Genomic DNA, 13,224 nt, shown 5'->3' with positions numbered 1-13,224 from the left:
CCTTAACTGATCGGTGCGTGAGGTGGGTGGGGGAGGTCAGACAGCGGTCTTCTCGGGCTCGGCCTTCTCCTCGTCCGCGAGAGCGGCGAGGAAACGCTCGGCGTCGAGGGCGGCGGAACAACCCGTGCCGGCCGCGGTGATCGCCTGACGGTAGGTGTGGTCGACCACGTCGCCGGCACCGAAGACTCCGGTGAGGTTCGTGCGCGTCGAGGGCGCGTCGACCTTCAGGTAGCCCTCTTCGTCCAGCTCCAGCTGGCCCTTGAAGAGCTCGGTGCGCGGGTCGTGGCCGATCGCGATGAACAGGCCGGTCACCGCCAGGTCCGAGAGCTCACCGGTCTTGACGTTGCGCAGCTTCAGGCCCGAGAGCTTCTGGTCACCCAGGACCTCGGCGACCTCGCTGTCCCAGACGAACGAGATCTTCGGGTCGGCGAAGGCACGCTCCTGCATCGCCTTGGAGGCACGCAGGGTGTCACGGCGGTGGACGATCGTCACGGACTTGGCGAAGCGGGAGAGGAAGGTGGCCTCCTCCATCGCGGTGTCGCCGCCGCCGATCACGGCGATGTCCTGGTCCTTGAAGAAGAACCCGTCGCAGGTGGCACACCACGAGACACCGCGGCCGGAGAGGGCGTCCTCGTTGGGCAGGCCGAGCTTGCGGTGCTGCGAGCCGGTGGTGACGATGACGGCCTTCGCCCGGTGGACCGTGCCGGCGGTGTCCGTGACGGTCTTGACCTCACCGGTCAGGTCGACGGCGACCACGTCGTCCGGGACGAGCTCGGCACCGAAGCGCTCCGCCTGGGCGCGCATGTTGTCCATGAGCTCGGGACCCATGATGCCGTCCTGGAAACCAGGGAAGTTCTCGACCTCGGTGGTGTTCATCAGCGCGCCGCCGGCGGTGACGGCGCCCTCGAACACCAAGGGCTTCAGCGACGCACGGGCGGTGTAGAGCGCCGCCGTGTAGCCGGCGGGCCCCGAACCGATGATGATCACGTTACGGACGTCGCTCACGGCTTGATTCCTCGTCTCTGGTCTGCGTCGGTCGACCGGTGGGAGCTCCTCTCGGAACTCTCACCCCGTCCAACGGATCCTAAGGGGCGTGCATTCCCGCCGTGCCCGGGCACACGGGTACGGCCCCGCCGCCGACGCACAGAGGCGCACACCGTACGGGATATCGCCCGAGGACGAAGACCACGCGTCGGTCCGCCGGAGGCACGCGTACCGGACGTCAGGAGCGGGTGTAGGAGTGTTTCAGCAGAACCTTCGCCGTGGTGGCGGCGGACGGATTGCCGACACAGGTCGCCTCGACGAGATATGCGGTCACACGCGTGTCGTCCGAGGTGTCGGGAAGCACGACGAGCATCGCTTCCCTCCCCTTGTACGTGCCCTTCTCGATGGCGAGCGCGGCGTCGTTGCGGCCGATGCCGTCACTGATGCACTTCGGCACCGCGGGCCCCTTGAGGGCCCTGGGGCGGACGGCGTCGGACTCCGGCTGCGACCCGAAGGTGCGCGCGGCGCCGGAACCCTCCAGTTCTCCTTGGCCCTGCCGGCTCCGCGCGAGGAGATCGGTGACCTGCTTCTCCAGCTTCCCCTCGGAGAAGGTGTCCGAGGCTGTCGCCGGGGGAATCCCCTCGTGTCCGGTGTCGTCGTTCATGGTGGACAGCACCACCGATCCGAGCCCCAGGGCGGCGACCGTGAACACGGTCCCCAGGACGGCGATCCGGCGGCGCTCATGGCTCGATCGGCCCTTGCGGCCCGGTCCGGTCGTAGTGGAGCGGGGGCGCCCGGTGGGTCGGTTTTGGGGCACCGGTGTTTCACGTGAAACATGCGCGGAGTCGTCGGCGGACATGTGGGAAACGCCGGCGGGTTCCCCGGTGGTATCGGACTCCGGCGCCGTGGCCTGCAGCAGAGCTTCCGCGGCCAGGGCGGCGTCGATACGGCTCGCCACTTCGGCGGGCATACGGGGCGGGCCCGGCACCGTGCCGAGCAGGCTCCGGATCTCCTCGAGTGAGGCATGGACGTCCGCACAGAGCGCGCACTCGTCCAGATGCCGGCGTACGTGGGTACTCCGGGCGGGCGGCAGGAGTCCTTCGGTCAGGTCGGAGATCTCCGCGACATCCGGGTGCTCCACCCTGTCTGTCGTCGACGTCACGCTCGCCCACCTCCGCCCTTCGCTGCAGCCGGGTCGTTCGATCCTGGGTCCGGCGGATCCGTCGGCCGCGGGCCCGCTGCGGGTGGGACGGGCGTCCCCTGCGTCCGGTTCCGTCCCTCGCCCCGTTTCCCGCCCTCACCGGGGCCGTCCGGCCGTAGGTGGGCGAGCAGGGGCAGGAGTCTGGCTCTTCCCCGCGCACAGCGACTCTTCACCGTGCCGGTGGGCACCTCGAGGACACGGGCGGCTTCGGCGACCGGGTAACCCTGCATGTCCACGAGGACGAGCGCGGCCCGCTGGTCGGGCGGGAGGACACCCATGGCTTCGATGAGCTGGCGGTGCAGGTCGTTGCGCTCCGCGGGCGCGGAGGCGGACTCGTGGGGCTCCAGCAGCTGCTCCAGCCGCTCCGTGTCGTCGACCGGGGCGGTCTTGCGGGAGGCCGTTTTGCGGACGCGGTCCAGACAGGCGTTCACCGTGATCCGGTGCAGCCATGTGGTGACGGCCGACTGGCCGCGGAAGGTGTGGGCGGCCCGGTAGGCGGAGACGAGGGCGTCCTGAACGGCGTCAGCGGCCTCCTCGCGGTCGCCGAGCGTCCGCAGGGCCACGGCCCACAACCGATCACGATGCCGGCGCACGAGCTCACCGAAGGCCTCGGGATCGCCCTCCCCATGACGGACGAGGAGGTCCTGATCACTGACGTCGCCGTAGGCGCTGTCGTCCGTCATCGGACCTCCTCCCCTGGGAACGGCGAGCAGTCAGCCGAGGAGCTTGATATCGGTGATGGCCTGCTTGTAACCGGGCTGGCTGTAATGGGCGGAATCGTGGCCGGAGTACGGCATCGCGGTCAGCCACACCAGGACGTAGCGGCTCTTCACCGGCTTGTCGACCGTCACCTTCGCGGACGTGCTGTTCGTCGTCGTCTCGCCCAGCTCCTTCATGGAGCTCAGCGGAGTGGACGAACTCAGCGAGTCGGTGGCGTACAGCTTGATGGTGGTGTGATCCCCGGCGTAGCGCAGGGAGAGCGTCGCGGCCGACACCTCCTGGTCGGAGCCGAGGTCGTAGACGATGCCGACTCCGGGCTTGATCACTATCTTCGGACCGTCCGTGTAGCTGCTGGTCCGCCATCCCGTCGTCGTGCTGTCGTCGTACGTCAGGCCCACGTCGCCCGGGTGCTGCGCATCGCCCTCGGCCACGTACTCCTGGGCGCCCTGGATGCCGAGCGGCTTGACGGGCTTGGGCTTGTTGTCCTTCTTGTCGTTGTCGCCGCCGTCCGTCGTCTGTGTCCGGTTGGTGTCGTCGGACTGCTTGTCCTGTTCCAGGAGCGCGTCCGCGAGCTGCCAGCTGCCCAGGCCCAGTGCGGCGATCAGCAGGGCCGAGACGGCCCACTTCAGCGCCTTGCCCGTGCGGCTCTGCAGTGGGGGAGGCGGGGGCGGCGGCACCGGCTGGGTGACGCCGGAATGCGGTGTCGGCCGGCCGTAGGTGCCCTGCTGGTAGGTGGTGCGCTGGTAGTCGGGCGGCGTCGTGAACGCGGGCTCCGGCGGGCGGATGCGGGGCATCTCACCGATCGCCTTCACCAGCTCCTCGGGCGTGGTGCACGCCGACTCGTGGCGCGAGGCCGTGGCGCCGTCGTTGGCGAGCGCGCGCATGGCCAGCTCGGACAGTCCACGGTGGACACCGGCGCGTACCTGGTCGGGTGGGATCAGCCCGATGTCCTTCGGCAGCCCTGACAGGCCGTAGGCGTCGCTCTCGTACGGCCAGCGCTGGGTCAGCGCCGCGTAGAGCAGGGCGCCGATGGACTCGGTGTCGGTACGCTGCGGGGTGTCGGAGCTGATGCCGCGCAGCGCCGCGTTCACCGCCAGGCCGCGGATGCGCCACTGGCCGGTCGAGGTGCGCAGGACCGCGTTGGGGTTCAGGCGGAGATGGGCGAGGCCCTCGCGGTGGGCCGCGGCCATGGCGGCCGAGACCTGACTGACCATCTGGTAGGCGTCGTACACCTCCAGTGGTCCGGTCGCCAGGAGCGTGGTCAGTTCGGTGGCGTCGGGGAGCCATTCGTGCACGACGTAGACGACGTCGTTCTCCTCGACGGCGTCCAGTACCTGGACGAAGCGCGGGTCGCCCAGCAGGGCGGAGGAGCGGGCCGCGGCCAGGACGGACCGGGCGCGCGAGTGGTCCGCGGGCAGGATGTGCACGCCCACGGCGCGGCGGAGCTTCTCGTCCACGGCACGCCAACTGCTGAATCCGTCCAGACGGGTGACGCACTCCTCGAGGCGGTAGCGTCTGGCGAGCTTGTGACCGCTGTGCAGTTCAGGCGGCGAGGTCTTCGCGGGGCCACCGGCGCCGCTGTCCTCCTGTGCCTCGTCGTTGTCCGTGTCCCGCTCCCGGTTCTGGGCCACCCCGTCGGCCGTGGACTGGTCCGCCTGTGCGGTCAGCGGCTGCTTGCCGCTGTCGTCTGCCACGTCGACGGCAGCTGTGCTCCGTTCGGCCACCGTCGTTCCCTGCCTCCCCATCCCATGCGCGTCGGCCGGCGTCCGTCGCGCGCCGTTCGACGCCGAGACCAATTGTGCCCACAGTCCGCCGCTATGCACGACACACAGTGGCCGACGATGGTTGTGCGCCTACCCGCTGCTTCAGCGTCCAAGGCGTCCGCGCACCATACCCACCAGCGAGTTGACTTCCTCGATCCGCATCCGGCGGGCGGCCACGAAGAAGACTCCGAACAGTACGGCCCCACCGGCCAGCAGTGCCGCGAGCGAGGCCACGGCGCCCTGGCCGAGCGTCTGCACGACCCCGTAGCAGGCCGCGCCACTGAGCAGCGCGGCGGGAACGGAGGCGATGCACAGCCGGGCGTAGGTCCGCAGCACCCGGGCGCCGTCCAGGTCCCCGCCCAGTCGCTTGCGCAGCCGGTTCCAGGCGATGCCGACCCCGATCACGTAGGCCAGGCCGTACGAGGCGGCCATGCCGACCACGGCCCAGCGGGCCGGGAGCACGACGTAGCAGACGCCCGAGGCGATCGCGTTGCCCGCGGCCACGATGACCGTGTTGTAGAAGGGGGTCCGGGTGTCCTCGTACGCGTAGAAGGCGCGCAGGACGACGTACTGCACGGAGTAGGGGATCAGGCCGAGGCCGAAGGCCATCAGCATGTAGCCCATGTTGGTGGCGGCTCCGGTGCCCGAGGAGCCGAACATCAGCGTGCACATCGGGATGCCGAGCGAGACGAAGCCGAAGGCGATCGGCACGATCGCGACGGCCGTGGTGCGCAGGCCCTGGGAGATGTCGTCGCGGACGGCGCCGGCGTCGTCCTCGGCCGCCGAGCGGGAGATGCGGGGCAGCAGGGCGGCCATCAGGGAGACGGTGATGATGGCCTGGGGCAGACCCCAGATCAGCTGGGCGTTGGAGTAGGCGCTGAAGCCCGTGCCGGCGATGTCCGTGTCCTTGACCGACGCGGTGGCCAACTGGGTGACCACCAGCGCGCCCGCCTGGTTGGCGAGGACGAACAGGATGGTCCACTTGGCGAGCATGGCGGCCTTGCCGAGCCCGTGACCCTTCCAGTCGAAGCGCAGGCGGATGCGGAACCCGGTCTCGCGCAGGTACGGGATCATGGCCAGGGCCTGGACGACGAGGCCGAGCAGGACGCCGACGCCCAGCAGGCGCAGGCCCTCCGGCGGGATGTTGGTGACCTTCATCTGCGAGTCCGCGGCGGTGCCGTAGACCCAGATGAACGTGCCGAGCGTGACGATGATGACGATGTTGTTCAGGACCGGGGTCCACATCATCGCGCCGAACCGGCCGCGGGCGTTGAGGATCTGACCCATCACCACGTGGATGCCCATGAAGAAGATCGAGGGCAGGAAGTAGCGGGTGAAGGTGACCGCGACGTCGTTGGCCGCGGGGTCGTCGGCGACCGGGACCGACAGGGCGCGCACCAGGAGGGGGGCGGCCAGCCAGGCGAGGGCGGTGAGCGCGGCCAGGGCCACCATCACCAGTGTCAGCAGGCGGTTGGCGTACGCCTCCCCGCCGTCCTCGTCGTCCTTCATCGCCCGCACGAGCTGCGGCACGAAGACGGAGTTGAGACCACCGCCGACGGTCAGGATGTAGATCATCGTCGGCAGCTGGTACGCGATCTGGAAGGACTCGCCCAGCAACGCGAGGCCGAGCGCCGAGACGATCATCGCGGACCGGACGAACCCCGTGAGACGGGACACCATCGTGCCCGCCGCCATCACGGCGCTCGACTTCAGCAGTCCTCCGGCCCGGCCGCCCTTCTTCGGGGCGGCGGGAGCCGGTTCCGGTGCGGGAGCCTCCGCGACGGGCGGCGGAGTGGCTCCCGCGTAGTGGCCGGGTGTCGAGGACGCCGGCCCCGGCACCGGCGCGTAGGGCTGCAGGCCGCTCGCCGGCGGATGGCCCGGGTGTCCGCCACCGTGCTGCTGGGGGTAACCGCCACCCTGCTGCTGGGGGTACCCGCCACCTTGCTGCTGGTCGGGGAAGGCGCCGCTCTGCTGCTGGTCGCGGAAGAGATGGGCGAAGGCGTCCGGCTCGTGGTGCTGGTCGCCGGTCCGGCCGACCAGGTCGTCCACGCCCACGAACTGCGTGGTGCGCGGGTCGTCGCCGTACGGCAGGTACTGCGTCGGTCCGTCCGGCTCCGGCGCGGGGGTCTGGGCCCACACCCGCGGGTCGGGAGCGTACGGGGACCGGGGCGGCTGCCCGTACAGCGGCTGCTGCGGGGGGTGGGCGCCGGGCGGGGGCGGCGGGTGCGCGGCGCGGTCGTAGAGCGCCTCGGCGACCGGGTCCTGGGCGGCGAGGTCCTGCGCCCGGTAGGGGTCCTGGTCGTAGGCGTCCTGGAGGTACGGGTCGGCGGGCGGCTGCGGCACCTGGCCGTGCCCGGGCGGCGGACCCTGCGGGGGGTCCGACTCGGGATGGCCCGAGTTGCCCGCGGCATGGCCGCGGTCACCGTCGTACGGCGCGTTCATGGTTACCCCACCTCATCGTCCCGGGCCGACCGGCCACGACATCCTCAACGGTCCACTCTCTCACCCGTGCCGGACGGGCCGGCCTTCTCCGGTGCGGTGTCCGGTGCCGGGTCACTCGGCTGCTCGGGGGCGTCCGTCCGCGCGTCCGCCCCGGACTCCGGGGTGGGACGCTCCTGTGCGGCTTCCGGGTTCTGCGGACCGTCGGTGTCCCCGTCGGCCCCACGGTCCTGCTCCTCGGCCTCGCGGGCCGCGGCCCGCTTGCGCTGGGTGTACATACGGAAGCCGGCGAGGACGAGCAGCAGGACGCCGCCGCCGATCACCAGCATCACCGTGGCGGTGATCTCGGTGACCTTCACGTCGAAGGTGACGGGCTCGCCGTACTTCTGACCGTCCTGCGTGTACAGCTGGGCGATCACCGTCGCCCGTCCGTTGGCGTTGGCGGACGTGGTGAACTTCACCGACTGGCTGTGGCCGCCGGAGACCGTGACGGGCTGCTCCTCGTAGGCGCCCCCGTCGATCTCGAGACGGGTCGGGCTGGTCGAGGTGAGCCGCAGCACCAGGTGTTCGACGCCCTGCACCAGATTGTTCTGGACCGTCACGGGGATGGTGGCACTGCGGCCGGAGAGCTTCATCTCCGACTTGTCGATCAGTCTGACCCGGCCGGTGAGGGTGTCGAGATAGGCCTCGACGCCGCTCCGGTAGACCGCCGCCTCCGCCTGCCGGCCCCGCCAGGACACGGACATCGCCCGGTTCAGGGCGCGTCCGAACGGGGTCACCACCCGGGACTGGTCGGAGAGGATCACCTTGAACTTGTCGAGCTTGGCCTGCGTCCTCTGGATCTGCTCGAACGTCGTCCGCGGCAGCTCGCGCTTGCGCAGGGAGGAGGGGTACGAGGAGGCCGGGGGCACCTTGGTGGCGGCGGCGGGGTCCGGTTCGGCCCTGGCGGCCGCCATGAGGTCCTGCGACTCGGACCAGCCTCCGTCCTGGAGGATCCCGAGCGCCTCGGCCATCGTCCGGGCCTGGCTCGCGGACGGTGTGCGCTGCGGTGCGACGACCACGCTGCGCCGCTCCCCCGTCTGCAGGTCGAGGGCCAGGCTCTGGGCCAGGAACCGCTGTACCGCGAGCGTGGAGGTGGAGGCCTTGGTCATGTCGCCCTGGAACGCCGTGGACAGCCGTGCGTCCGCGACGACGGCCGTGGTGCCGCCGCCGATGGGCCGGGGTGCGGAGGGCGTGTACAGCAGTCCGGCGGTCTCCTCGAAGGTGTCGCTGCGGGCGATCACCTTGTCGGCTCCGGCGGATGTGGCGACCTTGACGATGGAGGGGTCGACGGCGCCGTCGACGGGCCAGGCGAAGTCCGTGAGGGGTTTGACGTGGAGGATCGCCTCCACGGTCCTGGAGGCGACGTCGGTGGCTTCCTTGAGGTGGCTCAGCGAGCCGGTGACGGACGTGCCGTTGTGCGCGAGGGAGGCCAGATCGGGGTCGCCGAACGGCAGCGCGACGACCTCCTTGTCGGTCACGGCCTTCTGCACCTCGGTGAGCCAGCGCTTGGCGACCTCCTGGTGGCCGCCGACGACGGGTTCGTCACCCTCGCCGGACACCTCGTAACGGTCGGTCATGGCTTCGACGGACGCCAACAGGTCCGGGTCGACCACCCAGGTGACGTCGAGGCCCTCGCCGAGCGCCACCATCCGGTCCAGCCGGCCGCCCGGGGAGATCTCCTCGGCGAGTTCGTCGTCGTGGAAAAGGGGTGTCTGCTGTTCGTCCGAGCCGGTTTCCGCCGTCATGTGGACGGTGGAGACCAGCGGCCACAGGAACGTCGTCTTCGTCTTCGTGGAGGTTTCGTCGGGCTGCCACGGCAGGAACGTCCGCTGGACGCCGAGGGTCTGCGGCCACGGCTGCGCGGAGGTCTGCCCGGAGAGCGCCACGGTCAGCTGGTAGACGCCGTCCTCACCGAGATCCAGCTTGTTCACCGGCACCGAGAGGGTGAAGGGCTGCGAGACGCCGGGGGTGAGCTTGTCGAACTCCTCGGTGTACTTGTCGCCGACCTCCGGCCCGATGACGCTCTGCACGTCGGTGCTGTTCTTGGCGACGCCGTCGATACCCGATCGGGTGTTCAGCAGCGGCCCCACACGCAGCCCCACGTGGGCGTCGGTGACGTCCTGCCTGCCCTTGTTGGTCACCGTCCCGGAGACGGTGACGGTGTCGCCCTCGGTGGGAGCTCCGGGGGTGAGGGCGTCGACCGAGACGGAGACCGGTCCGGCGCCGGAGGCTGCCTGTGACGCGTCCGCCCCGGTGGCCTCCGCGGGAGGCGCGGCGGGCAGCTGGAGGAGCCCGGCCAGCAGGGGCACTCCGGTGAGCAGGACTCCGGTGCGCCGCAACCAGCGACGGGCAGGTGAGGGATTCGTCCCCTGGAAGTCCGCCGCCTCGGCCACGCGCTCGCCCGTCCCTCGTCTTCGTCAGTGTGTCGTCGTCCTGTGCGTCCACGCATGGTAACGATGCCCGCCGGGGGGAAGTGCCGCGGACCGGTCCGCAAGATCAGGAGGGCTCGGGCCTTGTCCCTTATCGGCGGGGGTGTCCGTGGGCACGTCGGAAGGGCGCTCCCGGTTGTCCGGGCCACGTACCCTCTTCTGTTGTGCCGAACGCCAACGAAGAAACCAGTGTCCTGAGCCAGGCGCAGGACCGCGCCGTGAGTGAACTGCTGCGGGTCGCCCCTGTCGCCGACGACCTCGCCCGCCGCTTCCAGGAGGCCGGGTTCTCACTCGCCCTGGTGGGCGGTTCGGTGCGGGACGCGCTGCTCGGCCGTCTCGGCAACGATCTGGACTTCACGACCGATGCCCGTCCGCAGGACGTACTGAAGATCATGCGCCCCTGGGCGGACGCCGTCTGGGACGTCGGGATCGCCTTCGGCACGGTCGGTGCGCAGAAGGAGGCCCGTGTCGGGGAAGCCGACCGAAGCTTCCAGATCGAGGTGACCACCTATCGCTCGGAAGCGTACGACCGCACCTCGCGCAAACCGGAGGTGTCCTACGGAGACTCCATCGAGGAGGACCTGGCCCGCCGTGACTTCACGGTGAACGCGATGGCCGTGGCGCTGCCGGAGAAGCGGTTCATCGACCCGCACGGCGGCCGCGCCGACCTGGCCGCGCGGGTGCTGCGCACCCCGGGTACGCCCGAGGAGTCCTTCTCGGACGATCCGCTGCGGATGATGCGGGCCGCGCGGTTCGCCGCCCAGCTCGACTTCGAGGTGGCGCCCGAGGTCGTCACGGCGATGAAGGAGATGGCCGGGCGCATCGAGATCGTCTCCGCCGAGCGGGTGCGGGACGAGCTGAACAAGCTGATCCTCTCCGCCCACCCGCGCAAGGGGCTGTCCCTGCTCGTGGACACCGGGATCGCCGAGTACGTGCTGCCCGAGCTGCCGGCCCTGCACCTGGAGCGGGACGAGCACCACCGGCACAAGGACGTCTACGACCACACGCTGATCGTCGTGGAGCAGGCGATGGCCCTGGAGGAGGACGGCCCCGATCTGACCCTTCGCCTGGCGGCCCTGCTGCACGACATCGGCAAGCCGCGCACACGGCGTTTCGAGAAGGACGGCCGCGTCTCGTTCCACCACCACGAAGTGGTCGGGGCGAAGATGGCGAAGAAGCGCATGACGGCGCTCAAGTACTCCAACGAGCTGGTGAGGGACGTCTCGCGTCTCGTCGAGCTCCATCTGCGCTTCCACGGCTACGGCACGGGAGAGTGGACGGACTCCGCCGTGCGCCGCTATGTCCGTGACGCCGGGCCGCTCCTCGGCCGGCTCCACAAGCTGACCCGCTCGGACTGCACCACGCGCAACCGGCGCAAGGCCGCCGCGCTCTCCCGTGCGTACGACGGCCTGGAGGAGCGCATCGCCCAGCTCCAGGAGCAGGAGGAGCTGGACGCCATCCGCCCGGACCTCGACGGCAACCAGATCATGGAGATCCTCGGCGTCAAGCCGGGCCCGGCCGTCGGTCAGGCGTACCAGCACCTGCTGGAGCTCCGGCTGGAGAACGGCCCGATGGAGCACGACGCGGCGGTGGCCGCACTCAAGGAGTGGTGGGCCGGGCAGCAGGGCTGAGAGCGTGGGACGGGGCGATGTTTCACGTGAAACATCGCCCTGCGGGCATGAATGAGGGGTGGTGTTTCACGTGAAACACCACCCCTCGAAGCCTCTGTGGAGGTGTTACTTCACTTCCTTGAGGCAGAGGACCACGTTGTGGCTGCTGTCGCCCGTCTGGTAGTAGGAGATCGTCGCCTCCTTGACGGCCTCGCACTTGCTGTCGTCGCTGGTGTCGTCGAACTTCTCGACGACCTTGTACTGGGCGTCACTCGAGGAGCAGTCGACCGTCTTGAGGTCCGGGCTGACCTGTGTGCCCTCGTTGTGCATGCAGCTGCCCACGGACGTGGTCTCGGCGTCGGTCTGGCCGAAGAACCACTTGCCCACGGCGATGAGCACCGCGATGACGATGAAGCCGACGATGCGCAGCGCCTTCTTGCTGAAGCGCTTGGCGGGAGCCGGCGGGGGGACCGGAGCGCCGGGCGGGGGGAACCCGGGCTGGCCCGCCTGCTGCGGGAAGGCGGTCTGGCCCTGGGGCTGGCCGTAGGGCTGCTGCTGGTTCTGGGCGAACGGATTGCCCTGAGGCGGCGGAGTGGTCACGTGAGGTCCCCCTGGAACATGGGTGCGTGGCGCAGAAGACGCGTTGATAAGACGCACGTAAGCTACCGGCCCACACTGACAACTCTGTAGCCCTATAAAGCTCTGTGGCGTTGATGTGACACTTACTGGCGCTTAAAACGGGCCATAGCGGCAGCTACCGCTCCGTAGATAACGGCGATCGTTACCACCAGTGGGACCGATCGGCCGTCCGGCGGGAGCATCAGGGCGGCCACTCCCGCGGCTCCGACGAAGGCCACGTTGAACAGGACGTCGTACACGGAGAAGATCCGGCCGCGGAAGTCGTCGTCGACACAGGCCTGGACGAGGGTGTCCGTGGCGATCTTCGCGCCCTGGGTGGTCAGCCCCAGGACGAACGCGCCGGCCAGCAAGGGAGCGGAGGCGAAGGGCAGTCCGAGCAAGGGCTCCAGCACGGCCGCCGTCGCGGCGCACACCACGATCCAGCGGCCGGGGCCGAGCCTCCCCGCGGCCCAGGGCGTGAGGACGGCCGCGACGAAGAAGCCGGCCCCGGACACACCCAGCGCCAGTCCCAGCAGGGCGAGCCCCTCGTCGGTGGTCGATGCCAGGGCGTACCGGCAGAGCATCAGCAGCATGACGAGCATCGCGCCGTAGCAGAACCGCATGAGCGACATCGCCGTGAGTGCCCAGGCGGCCTCCCGGCGCCGGGGCGCGGCGAGGTGCCGTATGCCCGCCAGGAGATCGCGTGCCGTTCCGGTGAGCGCCGTGGTCAGCCGGGGATGTGTCAACGCCCGGTCCGGTCCCAGCAGTTCCCTCGCCATGCGCAGCGACGCCAGGGCCGCGCACAGGTACAGCGCGGCGCCCACGAGCACCACGGCCGCGTCCGAGTCGGCGACGACCAGGCGGACGGCGAAGGCGAGACCGCCGCCCGCGGTCGCGGCGAGCGTTCCGGCCGTCGGGGACAGGGAGTTGGCGACGACCAGCCGTTCGGTGTCCACCACGCGCGGCAGCGCGGCGGAGAGCCCGGCGAGGACGAAGCGGTTGACGCCGGTGACGCACAGGGCGGCGGCGAGGAGAAGCCAGTCGGGTACCCGGCCGACGATCAGGAGGGCGGTCACCGAGGCCATCAGGGCGCGCAGCAGGTTGCCGTACAGGAAGACCTGGCGGCGGCGCCAGCGGTCCAGGAGGACCCCCGCGAAGGGGCCGACCACGGAGTACGGGAGGAGCAGCACCGCCATCGCGGAGGCGATCGCCGTCGCCGACGTCTGCTTCTCGGGGGAGAAGACCACATAGGCGGCGAGCGCGACCTGGAAGACGCCGTCGGCGCCCTGGGAGAGCAGCCGGACGGCGAGCAGGCGCCTGAAGCCCTGGAAACGCAGCAGAACGCGCAGGTCACGGACGACGGCCATGGAGCACAGCCTCACATACGGAGAGGGTCTCCGGGCCATGCGACCCGGAGA

9 protein-coding genes are annotated in these 13,224 nt (G+C 70.3%); 1 reads left to right on the top strand and 8 read right to left on the bottom strand.

Annotation, left to right across the window (positions count from 1 at the left end; translation table 11 throughout):
- Nucleotides 1-36: 36 nt before the first annotated feature.
- The 6 genes from trxB to ABTY20_RS12515 all read right to left on the bottom strand — a co-directional run bounded on the left by trxB (nt 37) and on the right by ABTY20_RS12515 (nt 9,542).
- Complete coding sequence (trxB, locus tag ABTY20_RS12540; protein ID WP_351996959.1) at nt 37-1,005, bottom strand: thioredoxin-disulfide reductase; 969 nt, start codon at nt 1,003-1,005, stop codon at nt 37-39.
- 217 nt (nt 1,006-1,222) lie between these two features.
- Nucleotides 1,223-2,146 carry an anti-sigma factor family protein gene (locus tag ABTY20_RS12535; protein WP_351996958.1) on the bottom strand — a complete coding sequence of 308 codons (924 nt, stop codon included), beginning with the start codon at nt 2,144-2,146 and terminating at the stop codon, nt 1,223-1,225.
- On the bottom strand, nt 2,143-2,868 hold the full coding sequence (gene sigM / locus ABTY20_RS12530; protein ID WP_351996957.1) for an RNA polymerase sigma factor SigM: 726 nt from the start codon (nt 2,866-2,868) through the stop codon (nt 2,143-2,145). Before sigM ends, ABTY20_RS12535 begins: the two co-directional genes overlap by 4 nt.
- Nucleotides 2,869-2,898: 30 nt before the next feature.
- On the bottom strand, nt 2,899-4,629 hold the full coding sequence (locus tag ABTY20_RS12525) for a protein kinase family protein (RefSeq protein WP_351996956.1): 1,731 nt from the start codon (nt 4,627-4,629) through the stop codon (nt 2,899-2,901).
- 141 nt (nt 4,630-4,770) lie between these two features.
- A complete protein-coding gene (gene murJ, locus ABTY20_RS12520; RefSeq protein WP_351996955.1) occupies nt 4,771-7,110 on the bottom strand; it encodes a murein biosynthesis integral membrane protein MurJ in 2,340 nt (779 codons plus the stop codon).
- A 44-nt stretch (nt 7,111-7,154) separates the two neighbouring features.
- Entirely contained in the window at nt 7,155-9,542 is a 2,388-nt protein-coding gene (locus tag ABTY20_RS12515; protein WP_351996954.1) for a DUF6049 family protein, read from the bottom strand.
- 200 nt (nt 9,543-9,742) lie between these two features.
- Here ABTY20_RS12515 and ABTY20_RS12510 point away from each other — a divergent pair, with 200 nt between their 5' ends.
- Nucleotides 9,743-11,209 carry a CCA tRNA nucleotidyltransferase gene (locus tag ABTY20_RS12510; protein ID WP_351996953.1) on the top strand — a complete coding sequence of 489 codons (1,467 nt, stop codon included), beginning with the start codon at nt 9,743-9,745 and terminating at the stop codon, nt 11,207-11,209.
- A gap of 105 nt (nt 11,210-11,314) precedes the next feature.
- Here ABTY20_RS12510 and ABTY20_RS12505 read toward each other — a convergent pair whose 3' ends face one another.
- Complete coding sequence (locus ABTY20_RS12505) at nt 11,315-11,788, bottom strand: LppU/SCO3897 family protein (RefSeq protein WP_351996952.1); 474 nt, start codon at nt 11,786-11,788, stop codon at nt 11,315-11,317.
- Nucleotides 11,789-11,910: 122 nt separating this feature from the next.
- The gene (locus tag ABTY20_RS12500) at nt 11,911-13,173 is read right to left on the bottom strand and encodes an MFS transporter (RefSeq protein WP_351996951.1); all 1,263 of its coding nucleotides are present in this window, start codon (nt 13,171-13,173) and stop codon (nt 11,911-11,913) included.
- Between the last annotated feature and the right edge of the window lie 51 nt (nt 13,174-13,224).

The organism is Streptomyces sp. NPDC126497, from assembly GCF_040302425.1.
Taxonomy (GTDB): domain Bacteria; phylum Actinomycetota; class Actinomycetes; order Streptomycetales; family Streptomycetaceae; genus Streptomyces.
This window is presented reverse-complemented; position numbering and strand designations above follow the sequence as displayed.

Excerpts from the sequence above, each read along its gene's own strand:
- sigM (WP_351996957.1), bottom strand. The coding sequence starts at position 2,868 with ATGACGGACGACAGCGCCTACGGCGACGTCAGTGATCAGGACCTCCTC.
- murJ (WP_351996955.1), bottom strand. The coding sequence starts at position 7,110 with ATGAACGCGCCGTACGACGGTGACCGCGGCCATGCCGCGGGCAACTCG.
- ABTY20_RS12500 (WP_351996951.1), bottom strand. The coding sequence starts at position 13,173 with ATGGCCGTCGTCCGTGACCTGCGCGTTCTGCTGCGTTTCCAGGGCTTC.